This window comes from Paenibacillus stellifer, from assembly GCF_000758685.1.
GTDB classification, from domain to species: Bacteria; Bacillota; Bacilli; order Paenibacillales; family Paenibacillaceae; genus Paenibacillus_AQ; species Paenibacillus_AQ stellifer.
The window spans coordinates 939,504-960,592 of sequence record NZ_CP009286.1 but is presented as its reverse complement, the minus strand read 5'-3'; the positions used below and the strand labels follow the sequence as shown (position 1 = coordinate 960,592).

Genomic DNA, 21,089 nt, shown 5'->3' with positions numbered 1-21,089 from the left:
CGATTTCATGCTTCTTTATTCAATTAATCCTTCTTCCTGTTCATCAATGTCCCCATACACCAGCCCTCTTGTGCCGGTGGCGACATAGATGCGCCCGAACACCCGGGGGTCGCCCGAAATGGAGCGGATATCTCCATACTGGTGGCGGTCGTCATTGATGCGTATCCAGTTCACGCCGCCATCATGCGAACGGTAGAAGCCGTATTCACCTTGGATCGTCCCGCTGGTGAACAGGGTTTTGAGCCCGCTTCCCTCCATAGGTTTGTCTCCCTGGGAATGTCCGTCAGCGCCCAATCGTTCGGGTCCATTGCCGCTTCCTTCGTCATGAGGACACGCAGGGAGTTCTCGCCCCAGGGCTCGATCTAGAACGTCTCGGCGCCCGACCTGCTCAAAATCGCCGAAATCGCACGAATGGTGGGCTTTAACAATATCAGCTACTTCAATCGGGAATTTATCAAAGCGATCGGCTGCTCGCCGCGGCGGTACAGGCTGGAGGGTTAAGCAGCCCCACAAAGTGGAGCGTAGGTTCAAAGCGGCCTCGGGTATTTGAGCGGAAAGCCAGAGGTTATACTTAACCAGCATATAAAAAGACGCCCCTGCGCCCGAGGATTATCCCCCGGGGCAAGCAGCGCCCGCTCGTTAACAAGTCAATCCGATCATTCCCCCACGCCTATTGCGCGTTCAGGTGGATACCGAGAATCCCGCCGGTCTCAAAGTCACCGAGAATCACCGAGAAGCTCGGCTTTCCGGTGCTTACCAGCACATACCCGCCCCAGCTTCTTCCGCCATATACTTTATAGCCCGTAATATCCGTGCCAAAAATAGCCTGAATCAGCGGCCTCGATACCGTTACCGCTTCGTCTGCCGACTTGATGTGGTGCTGGTACTGCTCCGAGAAATACTGCACCTCATAGATTTGATGCGTGACCGCTCCAAGAATGACGGAATATTTCTGCTCTTCATTGGCAAGTTTCCACATGTCCTCCCGTTTATCCGAGTATTTCTGGACTGTGGTAAAGGATAGAGTCTGACCCCCCGCCAGAGGTGAGAGGGCCTGCTCTGCGGCAGATACAAGCTCCCGGTCCATGTCTTCCGGATTGAAGTTCAGGGAGTAACCGTTCACCTGGTTCGACGGATCAACACTCACATAATGGTAGTCTTCAGTCTGGAAGTATAGACTTGTGCCATACGTATTGCGGAACAGGTTAACGGTTTGAAAGCGAAGCGGCAGCTTCGTCTGCTGCAGCTCAGCGCGCGCCGTCTCCTCGAAGGGCTTGTATAGCTCCGGCAGATCGCCGGTCTTCACCGTAACCGAGGTAGTACGCACTTTGGTCGTGTTTGGCGTAAACGTTACAATCGCCTCGCGGTTCTCAGTCCGCACAATCCAGTAATCCGATTCACGCTCCATTACGTCAAAACGAAATTTACGCTCTACGCCGAGCGATTGCACAGCCTTCCTTGCAGCCGTTACATACTCGGGGTCGACAGCGGACATCTTGCCCTTCGGCTCCAGCAGGGAGCCCAGCGGCTTCACCCCGATCAATGCGGCGAATACGAGACAGGTGATAAGTACGGTCACCGTCCATCCCAAATGTGTCCCGCGCCGATGCGCTTTCTCGACTCGCGGCTGCTGCCCCCGTATTTTCTCCAGAATCATCTCGCTGCGTTCGTCGGTAAGTCTCTGCTCCGGAAAGCTTCGCAGTTCGTTCAAGACGATCTGTTCATCGAATGACGGCATCCCGAATCACCTCCGATCCCGAAATCTTCCTTTTGTGCTGAACCGCCTTCATCGCTCTATGCATCGTCACATTCACCTTGGACTCGCTCCATCCGAGCACCTCCGCCGTCTCCTTGCTGGACAGCCCCTTGATGCCGCGCAGGATCAGGACATCCCGATAGGATCGCTTAAGCCGGTTGATGAGGTCGTAGAGCATACGCTTGTCCTCGCTGAGTTCCAATGATTCTTCCGGAGTGCGGTCCCGCGACACCATATGCTGAAGAACCGTGTCCGGCAGCCATCCGATCAGCCTTGCCCTGCGTCTGTCGTCAATCGCCGCATTCCGGGCAATGGACAGGAGCCAGGTTTTGGGGTTCTCAACCTCCGTATGCCGGATGGCCTTAAGCGCGCGGATGAACGTCTCCTGCACGAGATCGTCCAGATCCGTTCTCCCTGTATAGTAGACGAGGAAGCGATATACATCATTGCTGTAGGCCCGAAACCATTGTTCAATCCGGGAGCCTGGATGATCAACCAATCTTGTGCACCTCCTTCACGCATTATAGACGAAGAGGCTGCCGGAGACCTTACACTTTTTCAGAAAAAAACAGAGCAGAACCGAGAAAGGTTCCCAAGTTCCCGTGTTCATGCGAACCAGCCTTCATTCCGGAGCGGAGCAGCCAGCTTGATCTCTCTTGGGGAGGATTCACACTGTGAATGTTCGTAGTCGTTCCAAACCGGATATGTTATATTGGTGTATAAGGTATTATTTTCCCTATTAGCGAAAGCGGTTTCCCTACTTACCTATTACTGAGAGGGTGGCTCATGAAGGTTACGATACAAGATATCGCCAAGGCGGCCAATGTTGCAAAATCCACCGTATCCAAAGTGCTGAACGATTCCCCCAGGATTTCCGATGAGACGAAGGCGAGAGTCCGGGAAATCATGAAGCAGATGAATTACACGCCAAGCAGCATCGCGACCCGTCTCGCGAAGCGAAAGAGTCATAATATCGGGATACTATTCGACATCTCCAAGGAGAACGAGAATACGAACCCCTTCTTCTATAACATCATAGTCGGAATCGAGAGCGTCATCAGCCCGTTAAAATATGAATTAACGATCGCTAATTTGCAGCAGGAAGCTACGGAACTTAGCGTCATCGACCGGCTCGTCCGAAGCGGACGCATCGACGGACTGATTACGAACAGCATCATTCTGAACGATGAGATGATCGAGACCTTGAACAGCCTCGACTTCCCGTTCGTATCGATGGGTGAATACCTTTCAACGCCGGTATCGTGGATCGACTATGACAATGCCGAAGGGGGCCGTATGCTCACCGGCCATCTGCTTGCGGAAGGCTACTCAGATGTCGCGTTCATCGGAGGCGAACGAGGGGAGGATATCTTCTCGAAGCGTCATCAAGGCTACAGGCAGACGCTTCTGGAAGCGGGAATCGGGTATCGGGAGGACCGGACGATTAACGGCGTAGCGGACGAGAATCTCGGCTATCAGTCGGCGCTTGAGCTGCTGCAAAGTCATCATCCGCCGGATTCGTTCGTATGCATGAACAACTACGTCGCGTTTGGGGCGCTCAAAGCGGCTCAACAGTTAGGCGTTGCCATACCTGGACAGCTCGGAATCGCGACGTTCGACGACTACCCGTTCTCACCGTATACGCATCCGCCGCTAACGAGCCTCTTCATCGACACATTTGAACTCGGCGCTACGGCTGCGCGGACGCTGATCGAGCGAATAGATAAGCCCGATCTGCCGTCTTCATCTCTGCTTCTTCACTCCAAACTGATCGTACGCGAATCAACTCTCAATAAGAAAGCCGGACTGGAGTAACGCTCCAGTCCGGCTTTCTCACTTCCTTATAGATCCTTCCAACGAGCGACCGTAATCTGGACGGTCTGCGGACCGCCGGACGGCGTCAGTGTCCGGTTCGAGATGTCCGCTCCGCTGGACGTCGATTCCACACTCGTCCACGAGCCTCTCGTGAATTTGTATGTTACTGCCGTTCCCGCCGGCAAGTTCAGCGTAATGCTGTACACGCCGTCGCTGCCTTTGGTCAGCTGGTAGGCGCTATCTGCCGCGTTCCAGCTGTTGAAGCTGCCTGAGATATACACCGGACCGCTGGCCGGCGTATTCGATGGCACCGTCACCCGGAACGTCACGCTGTCAGATTGCGGCTCTCCACTGTACAGGTTGCCGTTCACCAAGCTGGATGCACCGGTTCCAAAGTGATAGTTGTTGCTGCCGTTGTTATCCCATGTACCGCTGCCGTTGTTGAACGCCGCAGTCAGACCGGTCGCCGTGCCGAGTTGAATCGTAGCAACGCTGTAACCGGAGTACGAGGACGAGTTCATCTGGACGCCCGGCGATGTCGTCCAGGTCGAAGCTCCGTCCAGCTTGTAATAAATGTACTTCGAGGCGAACGAATCATTCTTGTAATAGATCGTTGCCGTACTGCCAGCCGAAGTCGTGGCTGTTGCCGCTCCACTCGCCGCGGATAGGTTACCCGCTGCATCGTACGCCTTCACTGTGTAAGTGTAGGTCGTACTCGCAGCCAAGCCCGTATCCGTGTAGCTCGTTGTAGCCGTAGTTCCAACCTTGGTGCCGTCGCGGTACACTTCATAGCCGGTCACCGCCACGTTGTCCGTCGACGCGGTCCATGTGATCGTTGCAGACGAAGCTGAAGACGATGTCGCGGTTACGCCCTGAGGTACGCTTGGTGCAGTCGTATCAACGTTCGGCTTGCCTGACACGATGCTGCCTGTCGGCGTGTAGGTCCATGTGCCGACTCCGAACAGGTAGTTGCTGCCGTTATTGCTGTCCCATGTACCGCTGCCGTTGTTGAAGCATGCTTCAAGCTGTGTTGCTGTGCCAATGTTGATCGTGATCTTGTTGTATCCGGTATATTCCGAAGCCGGAATCGGCACGCCCGGAGCAGTCGTCCATGTTCCTCCTGCCGGACGATAGTGAATATATGGCGTCGTGTAACCTTGCTTGTAGTAGATCGTTACATTATTGCCAGCCGCTGTCGTGGCCAAAGCCGCCGCGCTAAATGCCGACAGATTGCCAGCTGCGTCGTAAGCTTTTACCGTGTACGAGTATGACGTACTCGCCGCAAGCCCCGTATCCGTATACGAAGTCGTAGCGGTCGTGCCGACCTTGACGCCATCCCGGTACACTTCATAGCCCGTCACCCCAACATTGTCTGTCGACGCGCTCCATGTGACCGTTGCTGATGAAGATGAAGACGATGTCGCGGTTACATTCTGCGGCACGCTCGGTGCTTCCGTATCCGGGGTCAAAGTGGTCCCCGTTGCCGCCGGTGAACTCGCCGCAGATTTGTTCCCCGCCGCATCGTAAGCCTTCACCGTATAGGAATAAGTGGTACTTGCCGCAAGATTGCTGTCCGTATACGAGGTGCTGCTCGTTGTGCCTACAAGCGTACCGTCGCGATACACTTCATAACCGGTGACCGCGACGTTGTCCGTCGATGCCGTCCAGTTCACCTTCAAGCTGGAAGCGCTAAGTGCAGTTACTGCAACATTCGCCGGCACGGATGGAGCTGTCGTGTCCGCCAATGCCTTCGCATAGATTTTAGCCGCATTTGCTCCGACGCTTACCGTAATTTGCTTGCCTGTTGTGCCTCCGGAAGCAACGGTTACCGTATCCGAAGGGTTCAGCTGGTTCACGAGAACCGTACCCACCGGCAGCGTGCTCTCCGTGCGAAGCGGGATCGTGACCGTCTGCGTACCGCTGGAAGCATTGCTGAACACCGAGATGACTTCCTGTCCGGTATTCGTTCCGCTGTCCACCCGGCGGGAGAACGCGTACAGGTTCTGTGCCGACCACATCTCACGCTGGGTTCCTTTGCGCAGAGCCTCGTAGTTTTTGCGAATTTGATTCAGCTTGGCTACGTATTGATAGGTGTCCGTATTCTCATTGAAGTAGTTCTGAACGACGTTGCCGTTCGCGTCACGCTTAACCATTGACCAGCGGTTCCAGGTATCAGCGATGCCGCCGCTGATGATGGAGCCGTTGCCGTTGCCTTTATTCTGCTCCGTACCCTGGAAGACTACCGGCACACCGCGAACCGTGAAAATGAAGGTCAGGGCGTTCTGCAGTTTAGCTACGCTTCCACCCGCTTCGGTCAGGAACCGGTTGCGGTCATGGTTGTCGATGAATGTGACCATATGGTTGGCATTGCCGTTATAGTATGAGTCCAAAGCCAGTGTGCTCTTGATGTTCGAATCGAATGATTGACCATAAGCGAAGCTGTTCAGAACGGAGAAGAACAGCGGGAAGTCAAGCATACCCCATTCCTTGTTCGCGCCAACCCAGCGCGAGACGAATTCCGCGTTGCCGTCGAAGTTCTCCCCGAATGTGTTCACGCCGAGCAGGTTTTGCAGATCGCCGATGTCGGTCGGCTTCATCAGCTTGGCCGCATCGACGCGGGCGCCATCGGCTCCCGTGTAGTCGAACCAGCCCTTGATCGAACTGAAGATTGCAGATTTCGCCGCAGGTACGTCGAAGTCGATATCGTCGAGTCCGGCCAAGTCGTGATTTTCCATATAATCCTGAGCCCACTGCGTGTAGTTGCCGTCAACTAGAGACCAGTTAATGTCCCCGTTGTGGTGGTACCAGGCCGGGTTGTTGAACGGTGCGGCCGGCTGCAGGCTGGAGATATCGTAGTAAGCTTGGGTTCCCAGCATGTAATCGCCGATATGATTGGGAACAACATCAATGACGACTTTGATGCCGAGCGCATGCGCACTGTCTACAAGCTCCTTCAGCTTCTCCTTCGTGCCGAAGTAAGGATTCGCTGCGTTCGGGTCCTTCACGTTATACCCGTGATAGGCCGTGTTGCGGCCAGTGCCGTTGTTATCGCGGTTCGTCACCTGCGGTTCAGCGACAGGCGAGATCCAGATCGCTGTATAACCCATGTCGTGGATGTAGGGAAGTTTGTCGATAACTCCTTGCCAGTCTCCGCCTTTCATATAACGGAAATCTTCCTCGGAGTCCTCAGTGTACCGGATGGCGGAGCCAGTCGCATTGTTCGACGGATCGCCGTCGTAGAACCGGTCGACCATAATCTGGTAGATCGTGTCGTTCTCATCTACAGTGCCGATACTTGCCGCTTGCACCTGCTTCGGCGGAATGATGAAGACATTCATGATGATTGACAGAAACATAACAGCACTAAGGATTTGCGGTAACCAACGCTTGCGAATCATCAATTCAATTCCTCCTCATTTTTATTTTGAAGCGCTTACATTAAGTCGCCTTCTTTACTGCCGCCTGGCCTTTTTCCTATGCCCGTCCTCCTTGCTGCTGCTTGTCCCCCTTTCGCCCCTGGTTTCTTACGAACCTGATCTTCTGTCTGCCCGTCTTCTCCGGCTTGCCTGCTGAAGATCGTGACCGTGCCGCCAGCATTCAGTACCTTCCGAATTCCGAAAATGAACTGCCCCAAGGGAAACCGGTTTTCCAACAAGAAAATATCATGCTTTGAAAACCTTGTCAATATATGGGTGAAAAAATATTTTTACAGAACAGATCTGTCTTATGAAGGAATGTGGGGCTGCTCCCTTAATGGAGTTGTGACTCTATATTCCCCTAGCTTAATTGATATTGTTCTGCCTAAGCGCAGAGAAACCGAGACAATTGCTGGACCCTGCCCGGGCAGCTCGGCTCTTCGATAATTCGAAAAGCCGCTTCCGGCGATCACCGGAAGCGGCTTGCAGGTCTGGCTTATTGCGATAGAGCCATTATGACTTTTAGGACAGGACAAGCAAAGTTCAACCGTATCAAGCGAACTGCAAACGGCTGATCGAAGCGGTACCGGCTACTACGAGATACACGTTCTGCCGCCCGTTTACGCCGCTCAGCTCGCAGGTGTAGTCGTGCCACTCCTGGGCGCCGCCGGCTTTCAGAGCCGTCTGTCCCGCGAGCGGACCTTCCGGAGACCCCAGCCGGACCTCGATCACGGCATCCGCCGTGCTTGCCGCCCGGACCTGCAGAGTGCCTGCGCCGTCTTCGAATTCCGCATCCGCGAAGCCGATCCAGCCGCTCCGGTCCTTCACTTCAACCGCGCTGCCGCCTTCGGCGCATTCTCCGATCAGCATGCCTTCATAGTTGTCGTAATTAATCGCCTTGGTCGTCTGCTTCAGGTCGCGCGGCGGAATGATCTCGCCATCAACATCCAGCGCGGCCGCAAGCGGCAGATTCTCCGAGGAGGCGCCAGCCATGATCGTGTACAGGCCGTTCTCGATGCAGTAGCGCTCCCGGGTCACGTCCCACATCGCCAGCTGTGCCAGCGGAATCGTGAACGCTACATCCGCCGACTCGCCCGGCTCCAGCAGCACCCGGCGGAAAGCCAGCAGCTGCTTGCGCGGACGCTTCACGCGGGATTGCTCTGCGCGCCCGTAGAGCTGCACCACTTCTTCGCCCGGCAGGCTGCCGGTGTTGGTTACCCGGCAGGTCAGATTGATCCCCTGATCTGCCCCGGCCGATAGATGATCCTCGGCAAGGCGAAGCTCATCATAGCGGAAAGAGGTGTAAGATAAGCCGTGTCCGAATGGATACAAAGCTTCTCCTTCGAAATACTGATACGTTCTGCCGTTCTTGATAATATCGTAATCCATGAAGTCCGGCAGCTGGTTAACGGATTTATACCACGTCATGTTAAGGCGTCCGGCCGGGTTCGCATTACCGAACAGCACATCGGCCAGCGCATGGCCGAGCTCCTGACCGACATGGGTCGTATACAGAATGGCAGGCACATTGGCGTCCACCCAGTTCAGGGCGTACGGATAGCTGCCCACGACAACGACAACCGTATTCGGGTTGGCGGCATACACTTCCTGAATCAGCTTCTCCTGCGATTCGGGCAGCGTGATGTCCGGCCGGTCGATCGTCTCCTTGCCGTTGATCAGCGGGTGGTTGCCGACGAATACGATCGCCAAATCCGCTTCGCCCGCCGCTTCCTTCGCGGCTTCCAGCTTGTCCGTGATCATTTCGACTTCGAACACTTCGGCGCTGATCGCCTTCTCTTCCTCGTCTGACACTTCGGCGGCACCTGCCACGTTAATCTCGTTCGCCGTCTCCGCAGCCTGGCCGTCGCCAACCAGCAGCTCGCCCGATTCGGCGTTCACCGTCACCGGAGTACCGTTCCACGTCGAGAAGGTTACACTCTTCGGCTCGCCCGCTGCCGGGTTCACCAGGAAGACTTCCTTCGTGAACCACTCCCAAATCTGATCCGCCGACGCTTTCACGATACGATCGTCAGTTGTGAGATAGCGGCCGTTCTCTTCAGCGATCAGCGTGTGGCTGCCCCAGCCCCAATCGGTCATCTCAAATACCGAAGCCTCTTCCGCATTATCCGCTGCAGCCGCCAATGCCGCCTGCTCTCCGGCCTGAATCCGCACATACTTGCCGGTCTTCTTCGACTTCAGCCGGATGCGGTCCGTTCCGCCGGCGAAGAGCGTCTTCCCGGCTGTGCCAGCTCCGTCCAGCTTCTCCTGGATGCCCTGAAGCGGCGTTACCGCATACGGCAGCGAGCCGCTGTACCAGTCGCGGTATACGGTGCCGCCGAGCGGCCCGATGACGGCGACCTTGCTAAGCTTATCCGCCTGAAGCGGAAGCAGTCCGCTGTCATTCTTCAGCAGCACCGCCGCCTTGCGTGCGGCTTCCCGGGACAGCTCGGCATGCTCCGGACGCAGGATGACAGACTCATCGATCGCCGCATACGGATTGCCTTCCTCGGGATCGAACTCGCCGAGCCGGAAGCGGACGCGGAACGTGTTGCGAAGCGCCTCGTCCAGGTCGCCCTCGTCCAGCAGTCCTTCCTCAAGAGCCTCGCGCAGCGCCTGCTTGATCACGACCGAATCGTCCGTGATGCTGTCAATGCCACCTTCCTTGACCGAACGGGCGACCGCTTCCTGTAACGAATCGAGGTAGCCATGGTCGCGCACTGTGCCCGTTACGTCAAAGGCGTCGCTCACGACGAAGCCGTCCAGGCCCCATTCCTGCTTCACGATCGCTTTCACATCCGTGCTCAGGTTGGCAGGCACACCGTTGATGGCATTGTAGGCCGTCATCATCGACTGGGCGCCGCCTTCCTTGAACGGAATTTCAAATGCTCTCAAATAATATTCGCGCATATTGCGGGGATCGATGCTGACCGAAGCGTCGCCCCGGCCCACCTCGTTGTTGTTCGCTATAAAGTGTTTCAGCGTAGCAACCGCTTTCAAGTAAACGGGATGATCGCCCTGGATACCTTGAACGAGCGCGGATGCCAGCTTGCCGGTCAGGATCGGGTCTTCGCCATACGCTTCTTCCGTGCGTCCCCAGCGCGGATCGCGCTCCAGATCCACCGTCGGCGCCCACAGCGTCAGTCCGTTGATCTCCGGATTGCGCCGGTAGAAGCCTCGCGCCTCGTCGCCGATCACGCTGCCAATGCGCTTCATCAGCTCCGTGTCCCAGGTGCATCCGAGACCGATCGGCTGCGGGAAGCCCGTAGCCTCTCCGAGCCAGGCCATGCCATGCGCCGCTTCCGTTCCGTGTTTATACGCTTTCACACCAAGCCGCTCGACAGCAGCCTGATATTGAACCATCAGCTCTACCTTTTCCTCCAGCGTGAAGCGGGAGACCAGGTCATTTACCCGCTCTTCGAGCGGCAGGGAAGTATTTTGAAATGGAAATTCAGTTAGTGCAGACATCGCTATCAACTCCTTCAGGCGTATTGTAAGCCAGATCGATGGGAGCCGATACCCGCAAAATTAGAGGCGTTTTCATAGAGAATTCGACAAAAAAAGAAATAGGCCGCCCTGGCAAAGAAAGCGGTCCTGTTTAGGGAGTAAACTTATTAAGCCTTCCACTCTTAGAAGTGGCTGTGCTGTAATTTAGTGTTTTATATCCATAATATGATAATTAAGTGAACTTCTATGTTATATCTATTGGCACAAAGTCTTTCTTCTTATCACACATTTCCTTAACAATATAAAATCTATGACTTCGCTCTAAAAAGTGCCGGTCCGCTATTGCCATTGAAAAAATTCTCGAATACGTGGAGATCAAGGGCATGCGAATGCTGCGTATGTGTTGGATGAATGCGTGATGATTCCTATACGGAAGTGAGGAGTATCTCTAATTCCGGACTGGCTTCCTTCATTTCACACAAAAACCCGGACATTTCGTCCGGGGCATATCTCTTCGTATCCAAGAGTATCTCCTACTCCTCAAACCTCAACACAAACTTCATCTTCTCCCACACAAGGTCCCCGGCATGCACGGGATAGACGATCTCCGCCTTCGTGCCGGTATGCAGCAGCACCGGCTCGGGGGCGTCGGCCTCGACGGCGACCGTGAGGCCGGGCAGATTCCACCGGCCCGGCGCAATCTCCACGCCGCTGACGTCCTCGCCGCCGATTTCGAAGACGAGCTCGACCGGAGTCTCGCTGTGGAATTCCGCGGCGATGTCGAGCCGCCGCTCCGAGGCCTCCGCGTTAAAGGCCATGCCGCGCAGATGCGAGTTCCATGTCTCGCCGGCCGCCCGGCGGACCATGCGCATCGTATACCGCTTGCCGTCGCCCGCGAGCCAATGGGCGGTGGCGTTATGCATCTGCCCGTTCGTGTTCCAGCTGCCGGACATGCCGCCGATCATCAGCGCCGGGGTGATCCAGGCGCTCGCCGCGCAGACATGGCGGTTATGGCCGGGCAGATCCCGCTCGCACAGCTCCTTGAACCTTCTGAGGACGGTTCGCTCCCCTTGGGAGGCGCACAGCTTCATGCGCACGGCCTCCGGCACATCGGTGCCGACCAGGGCAATCATCGGGTCATGGCTTGTCTCGCAATTCACCCCGGTCAAATGCCGGTAATCCTCCCCGAGCGCCAGATACAGGAACACTCCGATTGAGCTGTGCTCGGTGATTTCATTCTCATAGCTGCGGGCAAAGGGACCGCAGAGATTCTCCAGATTCGGCTCGTAGAAATCGGCGATATCCTCCCACAGGCCATGCTCCAGCTCCTGCCCGATTCCCTTGAAGGAATCGGTCCGGCTGTAGCGCCGCCACATCCCCAGCACGGTCAGATCGACGCCGTAATACGTGCTGGAGTTAAACTCGGCGAACGAGTGAAACTCCCGATAATCCTGCAGCAGCCGCATGGCGCCGAGCTCGGCATGCACCGTCCATTCCAGCCGCTCATACCGGTGTCCGTAGTAATGCGAGATGAACAGATGCATCAGCTCGATATTGGTATTCGTAGGAATCGATTGCGACAGGAATCGTTCGAGCGAGGCCGAGACGGTCCGCTTCATGGCACGGTCGATCTCCTCCACCTGCTCTGCCGGCAGCTTCTCTTCAAAATGCTCCAGAATCAGCGCGAACGTACACGCAATGAACTCCCGCCAGTTCGGGTCGAAGCTTCTCCACACTCTGGGATAGACTTCATCCGCCGCTCGGCGGAACGCTCCGAAGAGCTCCGGGTCCTTGAGGCCCGCATACTGTGCAAAACGCCGGTACACCTCATCCATCGCATCCGAATTGGCATACCCGTAACCCGGCGGGAAGACTCCCCAGGCCGTATAGCCGACAGGAGGCCGGGGCCGCTGCGGGGACTGAACGAACGTGCCGTCATAGATTTCACCGTCGGCTGTAAGCTGCATATCCAGCACGCGATCAATTACCTTGACGGCGGTTTCGGCATCCTCCCCTTCATCTCTCAGCAGCAGGCCCAGGGCGTAGTGGGCGCTTTCTCTTGTCGCATGACACCACTCGCCCTTCACCTCTTCGCAGACCATATATCCTTTCCGGTCAAAATGGGCGTCCATTTCCTTCATCGCCTGAGCGACTAGGTACAGCTGTTGTTCCGTCATCTCAAGACGGGGATTGCTCGGCATCTGTCATCGTCCCTTTCTGTGTTCTCGTAATGACAAGCAGCAGCAGCGCGCCGAGCGCAGCGCTGATCGTACAGGCCAGGTTCATGGCGGACGGTCCGCCCGCTTCCAGCAAATAGCCGTTCAGCAGATTGCCGATCATGCCGGCAAGTCCGGAGAAGACAATCGACAGGATGCTCTGCCCGGTCGTGCGCAATTCCTCCGGCACGATCCGCACCATGAATTCCACCGCCGTCACGTACAGAAGACCGAAGGACAGGCCTTGCAGCACCTGCACGCCCACCATCACGGACGGGACCGGGAACATGAACTGGATGCCCCAACGCAAAATATAGGCGAGTGCTCCGAGAAGCATCGTTTTTTCCACACCGAAGAGTCTGATGATATACGCCGACAGGAACATGGAGGGAACATTGGAGAAAGCGGCAATCATCAGGGCGATGCCCGACCATTGGTAGCTGCCGCCCGCCATCTGAAAGACCACCACAAAATAGGTGTTAAACGCAGTCAGCGTCTGATTGATGAGCAGGCAGGCCAGCAGAAACAGCAGCACCGTCTTATTGTTCAGCAGCCCGGACATTCCGCCGGAGAAGCTCTTGGTCTTGACCTTGACCTCCGACTGCTTGGGAAAGCCAAGAATGATGAGAATCCCGATTACGGTAAACAGGAGAAACGGGATGCCCAGATATTTCGGCGCATAGGCCGCAACGAACGACCCTGCGATATAGCCGCCGAACGCGTTCCCGATGCTCTGGAAGCAGCGGATCGTTCCATAAGATGAACCTGCGGCATAAGCCGCCGTTACAGCGTAGGCGTCACTCACCGGGGCAAGCGGCGCGGTAAAAGCAATATAGATCATATAGCTCATAATCATCAGCGTGACCGACGGCAATTGGAACAGCAGAGCGGCGATAGCCGGAACGCCCAGACTCAATATGAGAATCAGCTTGGTCATGCGGTACTTGTCCGCCATCCTTCCCCAGAACAACTGGGCAGCGATAACGAGAAACGAGGAGACCGCCATGATCATGCCCACCCGGTCCCGGTTCAAGCCCTGATCGATAAAAATCGTGCTGATATACGGATTCAGCAGTCCTCCGGCCAGCCCGGTCAGCAGATAAAATCCCCGCAGGCGAAATAAAACGCTAGGAAAGCCTTGCAGCCATGTTGGCCTTGTCATTGTCGGCCTTGTCATTATGCACACCTTCTATTTGACATTCATTATCCCTTCACTGCGCCAACCATGGTTCCGTTCACGAAGTAACGCTGCAGCCACGGATACACGAGCAGAATCGGAATGGTTGCAAAAATGACGCTTGCCGCTTTAATCCCTTCCGGCAAAACCTTGAACATGCCAACCCCTTCGCTGCGCATCAGGTCGCTGGCCTGGGCATTGCTCACAATCTGATACAGCTTCAGCTGCAGCGGGTACAGTTCGGGCTTCGTGATGTACATGAGCGTATCCTGAAATCCGTTCCACCGGTTCACGGCATAGAACAGGCTGAGCGTGGCCAGTACCGGAGCGGACAGCGGAAGAATGACGTTCCACAGCGTTCTGAAGTGGTTGCTTCCATCGATTTCGGCCGCTTCCTCCAGCGATTCCGGAATTCCCTTGAAGAAGGTAATCAGAATGATGAGGTAGAACGGGCTGATCAGATTCGGCAGCACGAGCGACCAGGTGGTGTTGACCAGTCCCAGATCACGGATCAGCAAATATTCCGGAATCATGCCGCCGCTGAAGAACATCGTGATGACGATAATGAGCATGAACAGGCTTTTCCAGCGCAGACTCGATTTCGCGAGCGGGTATGCCGCGAGAATCGTCATCAGCATACTGGAAACGGTCGTGACCAGCGTAAGAAAGATCGTGTAGGCGAGCGAGCGCAGCATGGAGCTGTCGCCGAACACCTGCTTGTACGCTTCAAAGGTAATCTCCATCGGGAACAGCGTAACTTTGCCCGACATGATCGACCGGGACGAACTAAGGGATATCGCAATAATATGGAAGAAAGGTGCAATACAAATCACTACGGCCAACGTAATGAGTACGATATTCGAAATATCGAATAGGCGATTGGCATGTTTTTCACTCATGAATCCCACTCCCTGTATCTCTATTAGCTGTCTTTAGATAATGCCGTCGCCCGTCAGCCTCTTCGATGCGAAGTTCGCGATCAGCAGGAAGATCAGACCGACAACCGCCTGGAACAAGCCGACAACCGTCGCAATCGTATACTGTCCGGACTCGATGCCCATTCGGTATACAAAGGTGCTGAGCACATCCGAGTAGTCGCGCACCGCCATATTGCCGATAACGTAAGGGCGTTCGAAGCCGATGCTGATCATATTGCCAAGCTGGATAATGAGCAGGGTGACAATCGTGGTCTTCAATCCCGGAATCGAGATGTTCCAGATGCGCTGGAAGCGGTTCGCACCGTCGATCTCGGCCGCCTCGAACAATTCGCGGTTAATGCCGGTCAGAGCGGCCAGATACAGAATGGTTCCCCAGCCTGCGCTCTGCCAGACGCCTGTGATGAGATAGGTGATCAGCCAGCTCTGTTTTTCCGTGAGAAAAGGAATGGCATCCATGCCAAACGCTCCAAGCATATTGTTGATCATGCCGGATTGGGTGCCGAACACCTGATAGACGATACCGCCGATGATCACCCAGGAGATAAAGTGCGGAATGTACAGAATGGTCTGCGACAGACGCTTGAACCAGTTGATATTCAGTTCATAGAGCATAATGGCGAGGATCAGCGGAGCCGGAAAGGAAACCAGCAGATCCAGAAAGTTCAGCATCAGCGTATTGCGCAGTGTTTTGAAGAACTCCTGATTGTTAAATACTTCACGGAATCCGTCCAGGCCGATCCACTTGCTGCCGGAAATGCCCTGGAAGAAGTTGAAATCCTTGAATGCAATCTGCACGCCGTACATCGGGCCGTATTTGAAGATGAAGAAATAAATCAGAGGGAACAGCAGCATGGCATACAGACGCCAGTATCTCTTGTAGTAAATGCTCGCTCTCACGGGGGACGCCTCCTTCTTGAACGGTCCTTAAGGGCTGACTGCCACATTCGCGGGCGCCAGCCCCGCCGGACTTGAACTTTAGAACTTAGAACTTTAGATCAATGCTTACTTCTTAATCATTTCGTTGTAGACTTTCGTGCGCTCATCCTGGATAGCCTGTCCGCCGCCCGCCATGTATTCCTTCATCAGCGAGTCGTAGGTGCTGTCAAATTTGTCGGTGCTGACCATGGTCGCCTTGACGACGATTTCTTTATATTTGCTCTCGAGGCCGCTGCCGTACTTCGATTCAGCTTCGATCGGCACCGGCATAACGACCGGCTCGATCTTGTTCGTGTTGGAGATTTCGACGGATGTTCTCATCAGATCCTGATATTCTTCCGGAACCTGGCGGATATAGGCTTCGGCATTGCTCTTGTCATCGCCGATATATTTGCCGTTCACGATGATCGCCATATCGCCGTAGTTGTACAACCGGTCGGTAATCTCCTGCGGGGCATCAGCCTTCGCTACCGGGATACCGTCAACCATGGTGTAGTTCTCGCCTTCCACGCCATTTTGCATGAAGAACAGGTTGTTGCCCGAGGCCATCCAGTCGAGATATTTGATCGCCTCTACCGCATGCTTGCTCGATTTCGGGATCATGATGTACATGGCGTTCGGAGTGTAGCCCGGCTTAGCCGTTACTCCTTCGGAATTCGTATAGAGATCGATCGGCGTCAGCTTCGCACCGGCCACATTCGTCTCGAGGTTCTTGTTCGTGTTGTTGTATTCAAAATACAGCTCGCCCGCATCCTCCGTATAAGCGCCGACCAGTCCGTTCTGCACGTCCTGCCACAGCTGCTTCTTGTCTTCGTCGAGCGCAAAATCCTTGCTGATCAATCCTGCGTTGTACAGTTTATTCATATAGCGCAGGCCTTCCTTGAAGCCGGGCAGCAGAATCGGATCGTCGCCGGAGCCGAGCTTCTGCGTCAAGGTGTACTTCTGTTCCTCGGTAAGCGGCTCAATGAAGGACCAGAGCAGCGGCTCGAACTGCGCCGGAGCGATGCTCATGCCGAGCGGGATGACTTTGCCGCCTGTCTTGCCGGGGTCTTTCTCCTTGAACGCTACGAGTGTGTTGTACAGCTCATCGGCCGTCTTCGGCACCGGCAGATTCAACGCGTCCAGCCAGTCCTGGCGGATATAGGAAGCATATTTGCCCAGCACGAGGCGTCTTCCGGGAATCGACAGCTGAGCTCCGTCCACCTGGCCGTAAGCCAGCGTGTCTTCACCCAGGAACTTCTTCAGATTGGGGCCGTACTCATCGAGCAGCTTCGTCACATCCGTCAGCCCGCCTTGGGTCGCATAGCGGTAGAACGTACCGGAATCATAGGTGAACACAATGTCGGGAACGTCGTTGGCGCTCGCCATCATCACGTTCAGCTTCTGCGTCTCTTCGGAGCGGGGAACCGGAACATACTCCACATCGATGTTGTTCGGGGTGCCGAATTTCTCCTGCACATAGTTCGTCATATAGTTGTCGCTGATCGTCATCCCCGAAGGAGAGTTGCCCCGGTCGAAGACTTCTACTTTCAGCTTAACCTTCTCCGACGAACCGCCGCTGGCTTCAGTCGCCGAATCCTCCGACTTGGAACACGCGGATAATAATAAGGATGCGCTCAAAGTCAAAGGAACCATCATCTTCGTTACCTGCTTGAACCTGCTCTTGCGTTGTACCATGCCACTACACTCCCCTATCCGATTGTTTGTTTGTCTGTCCCGGCTGCCGCCTGTCACGGCGCATTCGGAATATCCACAGTATGGAGTCTCACATGAAAAAGGATCAATAAACTTGTTTTCCGCCGCTAAACCGGAATGAGTGTCACTATTCATGACGCGATAAATCGAATTTAAGCAATAAACCGAAAAAAATCGCATAACCACGCGGTTTTTTTCGGTTTATGTAACATTATATAACATAATAATGAGAGGGTTAATGAGGCCTATTCGCTGAAATCCGTCTCCGATACAAGGCAGTTAACCGGCATTTTGCCTGCGGAATTCACCCGGTGTCATCCCGGTTACGCGCTTGAACATCCGCCCGAACGTAATGGAGTTGGAGTAGCCCACGAGCGTAGCAATCTCCTGCTGCTGCATTTCGGACTCCAGAAGCAGATGCTTCGCCTTCCCGATTCGCAGCTGCAGAACGAAGTCGCCGAAGTTCTCGCCGAAGGCTTCTTTGAAGAGCTGGCTTACATTTTTCCCGTTCAGTTGGAACCGGTCGCTTAAGTGCTTCAGAGACAAATCCGGGTCATCGAAATGCGCCATGATATACTCGCGGATTTCAAGCATGGTCGAATGGAAGCCGCCGCCTTCATAGATCGCAACATACTCCCCATACGCGGCATGCAAAATCTCCTGCACCTCATCCTGCAGCGCATTCAGATCGTCGAACTTCAGCCGGGCCCCCGGCTCGCTCCCGCCGTTCCACAGGGAAGAGTTGTCGTCCAGAACGAGTATTCCTTCTCCCGCTTTCTTCTGTATCCATTTCATCAGCGATCCGAGCATCATGAAGATCGTCTGGTCGTTCATGCTCTGCGATTTGAACTGCTCGAAGAGGAGCTCCACCTTGCCGGACCAGCCATCATTGCGCATCTGGAACATTTCCGCGATCTCCGTGACCGCCGGCCAGAGCTGTACCCATTTGTGCTGCGCTTCTTCTTGAATGCGGTCTGCAAAAATGACGGTCGCGCAGCGCCGGGTCAGGCGGTAATCCAGCGCTTCCTTGGCCCCCAGGTAGGAACGCGGAACGTCACGCCACTGCTGGAAGGCATACCCTGCCCCGAACGTAAAGGCGAGATCGAACTGGCCCTTCACCCAGTCATAGCATTTGCCGGTCAGCGCGATAATGTCGGCTTCCGAATATGGGCTGCTTCCGGTAGGCGCGATAATGCCGAGACGGTTCCCGTATATCCATTCGCACCAGGAAGGCGACTCCTCGCTGCTGAAGAAGTCCAGCAGCATATTTTGCAGCGCGAGCCGGACCAGGGATTGTCCCTCCGCATCCAGATTCAAGCTCTCAAGCTCGATATCCGCAACGAGGAACAGCTTGTACTGGTCTGCGGTCTCCTCCTGAAGCAGGGGAATCTGCTCCCGCCAGAAGTCATCGAACTCGGTGACGGAGCCTTCGATCAGATCGATAAAGAGCTGCCGTTTCCTCGTCAGGAGATTGTCCTGGCTCTCCCGCTCATACTGCTTCATCTGGTCGGTCAAATCCTCCAGCGCATGCTCGATGAACCGCACGTCGCCTTCCTCGGTCTTGTTCAGAGCGGACTTCAGCTGGATCGTCTCCAGCTTGTTCAGAATAAGGGCGATCGGCTTGTAATTCCGTTTGGAGATATACACCACGTAAATCGTGCTGAGCACGACCACCGCCACACCGACCACGATCCAGGTGTAGGAAATCAGCTCGAACCATTGAAAGAATTGGCCGGATTTGATGCCGCTGCGGATCGTCCAGCTTGTATTGTCAATCGGTTGCTGCGCGAGAAAGACAATCTTGCTCCGGTCCTCTTCACTCTGCACGGTCTTCTCTGACGTCAGCACGACCCGCCCGTCCCGGTCCACAACATCCAGATAAGTGAGATTCCGGTTCTTGCCCATCTGGATGTCATTTGCGAAGCCTTCCACATTCACATTGATGACGGCGAGGCCGTCCTGGCCGAAGGGGATCGGCAGGCGCTTCACGAGCGAAATCACCGGAATGTGCTGGTCATCGTAATAGCTCGGAACGGTGCGGACCTCCGACCATTCTTCCGTGTTCGGGGAGCCTGCCAGCTGGCGCTTCAGGAAATCCCGGTCGTAGAACTGGCTGATCTCGGATTTGCCGTCTGACATAATGACCAGTCCGTCGCTGGCCCGGTACAAATAAATGGATTGAATGAGAGAATAATCATTCTTCAGCGAGCGGAGGGAAGAGGCGACTTCATAGAGCTGGATATCCTCCTGCCGGGAGGTTGACTTGCCGTCCAGAAAGTCCATGACGCCATCATTCAGCGTGAACTCTTTCAGGAACGCCTGCTCCACTTCATCCAGGGAGCCGACGATCATCTCCGAGATATACTTGGCAAAAATTTCATTGGCCCGCTCGGTCTCCCGCCGGGAAATGTCCGAGACCGTGACCATCCCGATCAGCACGATCACCGTGATCGTTAACAGAAAAATCGGAAAATAGGACAGAAGCTGTTTTTGATACCAATTTTTCACCCGTTCCACCTCTGTCAGTTCATCTGTTTAATGGTTAAATATTTAGAAACAATGATAAAGGGATTGCCCCGTTTGGGCAATCCCTCTTTGCCGATCCTTTTTCCCCCAGAAACATCGGGAGATATGGAGATCATTCTTTACCCTAGAATTCACAGGACGCGGCGCCGCCTTTTCTCCTGTGCTTGTCTTCGTACATCCGCCGGTCCGCCTCGGCATAAAGAGTCTCCATGCGGCCAATAGATACTTCGCTGAACGCGAAGCCGACCGACAGCTCGAGCGGAATATCCCTTCCTTCATTATAAAATGACAAGTCCCGAACCAAGCTCTGCAGCCATTCCTCCAGTTCCTCCCGCCCTAGGTCCGCAATCATGAAGGCGAACTCATCTCCGCCGATTCTAGCGGCTTGAACCATATCCGAAGAATAGGCCTTCATGAATTCAGCAGCCGCCTTAATCAAGGTGTCCCCTGTCCGGTGCCCCTTCGTATCATTCACAATCTTCAGATTATCCAGATCAATGACGACAAGGGCTACCGCGGTATCATCGGTCTTGTCGTAGGTCTCCTTCCATTTCTCAAAATAATCCCGGTTATACAGTCCGGTCAGCGTATCATGCGAGATGCGGTACTCAAGCTGCTTCTGGAGTTCATGCTTCTCGGTAATATCGCGCAGAATCCCCTGGAGCGCCACCAGCTCTCCATCCTTGTAGACCGGTGTCGTGTATTCTTCGAACAAAGTATATTCGCCCTTTCGGGCCGCCTCATTCCCCATCGCCATCCGATAGATGATAGGGAGATTATAATCCACTTCGCCGCGCAGCTTCTTCAGCAGCATTTCCCGGTCATCCGGGTGCACACGCTCAAAAGCCATCTCGGGATGGTCATATACCAGCTTCCCCTTCTCCTCACCGAACATCTGCTCAAAGGGAGGATAGGCATAGCAGTAACGCCATTTGGGCTGAAGCTCAAAATAATAAATAACATCCTTCGTATTCTCCACCAGCCCGAGCAGCCGTTTCTCGTTCTCATCGGTTGGGATCACCGCCTGCAGCCGGCTGCCTCTGGCAGCGGCGTAACGGAAACAGGCAAAGGCCAGCACTGCCCCCGCCAGTACTCCCGTTATAAACTCGATCATTGCGATCCCTCCCCAATGCCCATTCGAAGGCCACTCATACTAATGCACCAATTTTA

The 21,089-nt window shown here is 54.9% G+C and carries 15 protein-coding genes; 2 read left to right on the top strand and 13 right to left on the bottom strand.

From position 1 onward, the window contains the following. Positions 1-15 precede the first annotated feature (15 nt). Positions 16-258: a hypothetical protein gene (locus tag PSTEL_RS04470; RefSeq protein WP_038693752.1), complete on the bottom strand. Its 243-nt coding sequence runs from the start codon at positions 256-258 to the stop codon at positions 16-18. 126 nt (positions 259-384) lie between these two features. On the opposite strand from PSTEL_RS04470, the gene PSTEL_RS26730 reads away from it, so the two are divergent. Beyond that, positions 385-501: a helix-turn-helix domain-containing protein gene (locus tag PSTEL_RS26730; protein WP_425415274.1), complete on the top strand. Its 117-nt coding sequence runs from the start codon at positions 385-387 to the stop codon at positions 499-501. Positions 502-670: 169 nt separating this feature from the next. Here PSTEL_RS26730 and PSTEL_RS04465 read toward each other — a convergent pair whose 3' ends face one another. Both PSTEL_RS04465 and PSTEL_RS04460 read right to left on the bottom strand, forming a co-directional pair. Then, positions 671-1,738 (bottom strand): hypothetical protein, encoded by a 1,068-nt coding sequence (locus PSTEL_RS04465; protein ID WP_038693750.1) that lies wholly within the window; start codon positions 1,736-1,738, stop codon positions 671-673. Next, complete coding sequence (locus tag PSTEL_RS04460) at positions 1,722-2,255, bottom strand: RNA polymerase sigma factor (protein WP_038693749.1); 534 nt, start codon at positions 2,253-2,255, stop codon at positions 1,722-1,724. The genes PSTEL_RS04465 and PSTEL_RS04460 overlap by 17 nt, the downstream gene beginning before the upstream one ends. A 287-nt stretch (positions 2,256-2,542) precedes the next feature. On the opposite strand from PSTEL_RS04460, the gene PSTEL_RS04455 reads away from it, so the two are divergent. Further along, on the top strand, positions 2,543-3,571 hold the full coding sequence (locus tag PSTEL_RS04455) for a LacI family DNA-binding transcriptional regulator (RefSeq protein ID WP_038693747.1): 1,029 nt from the start codon (positions 2,543-2,545) through the stop codon (positions 3,569-3,571). Positions 3,572-3,597: 26 nt separating this feature from the next. Here PSTEL_RS04455 and PSTEL_RS04450 read toward each other — a convergent pair whose 3' ends face one another. The 10 genes from PSTEL_RS04450 to PSTEL_RS04405 all read right to left on the bottom strand — a co-directional run bounded on the left by PSTEL_RS04450 (position 3,598) and on the right by PSTEL_RS04405 (position 21,033). Continuing rightward, the gene (locus PSTEL_RS04450) at positions 3,598-6,927 is read right to left on the bottom strand and encodes an alpha-amylase family glycosyl hydrolase (RefSeq protein ID WP_156995777.1); all 3,330 of its coding nucleotides are present in this window, start codon (positions 6,925-6,927) and stop codon (positions 3,598-3,600) included. Between the two features lie 77 nt (positions 6,928-7,004). Continuing rightward, complete coding sequence (locus tag PSTEL_RS04445) at positions 7,005-7,223, bottom strand: hypothetical protein (RefSeq protein WP_169744535.1); 219 nt, start codon at positions 7,221-7,223, stop codon at positions 7,005-7,007. A gap of 316 nt (positions 7,224-7,539) precedes the next feature. Beyond that, positions 7,540-10,452, bottom strand: a complete 2,913-nt coding sequence (locus PSTEL_RS04440; protein WP_038693743.1) for a glycoside hydrolase family 3 protein — start codon at positions 10,450-10,452, stop codon at positions 7,540-7,542. A gap of 512 nt (positions 10,453-10,964) precedes the next feature. Continuing rightward, complete coding sequence (locus PSTEL_RS04435) at positions 10,965-12,608, bottom strand: DUF8769 domain-containing protein (protein ID WP_156995775.1); 1,644 nt, start codon at positions 12,606-12,608, stop codon at positions 10,965-10,967. A gap of 1 nt (position 12,609) precedes the next feature. Continuing rightward, entirely contained in the window at positions 12,610-13,824 is a 1,215-nt protein-coding gene (locus tag PSTEL_RS04430; RefSeq protein WP_052098188.1) for an MFS transporter, read from the bottom strand. A 26-nt stretch (positions 13,825-13,850) separates the two neighbouring features. Then, complete coding sequence (locus tag PSTEL_RS04425) at positions 13,851-14,723, bottom strand: carbohydrate ABC transporter permease (RefSeq protein ID WP_038693741.1); 873 nt, start codon at positions 14,721-14,723, stop codon at positions 13,851-13,853. A gap of 33 nt (positions 14,724-14,756) precedes the next feature. Further along, positions 14,757-15,614 carry an ABC transporter permease gene (locus PSTEL_RS04420; RefSeq protein WP_425415273.1) on the bottom strand — a complete coding sequence of 286 codons (858 nt, stop codon included), beginning with the start codon at positions 15,612-15,614 and terminating at the stop codon, positions 14,757-14,759. Positions 15,615-15,764: 150 nt separating this feature from the next. Next, positions 15,765-17,375 (bottom strand): extracellular solute-binding protein, encoded by a 1,611-nt coding sequence (locus PSTEL_RS04415; protein ID WP_038693738.1) that lies wholly within the window; start codon positions 17,373-17,375, stop codon positions 15,765-15,767. Between the two features lie 297 nt (positions 17,376-17,672). Then, on the bottom strand, positions 17,673-19,901 hold the full coding sequence (locus tag PSTEL_RS04410) for an AraC family transcriptional regulator (RefSeq protein ID WP_038693736.1): 2,229 nt from the start codon (positions 19,899-19,901) through the stop codon (positions 17,673-17,675). A gap of 142 nt (positions 19,902-20,043) precedes the next feature. Beyond that, a complete protein-coding gene (locus PSTEL_RS04405) occupies positions 20,044-21,033 on the bottom strand; it encodes a sensor domain-containing diguanylate cyclase (protein ID WP_038693735.1) in 990 nt (329 codons plus the stop codon). Between the last annotated feature and the right edge of the window lie 56 nt (positions 21,034-21,089).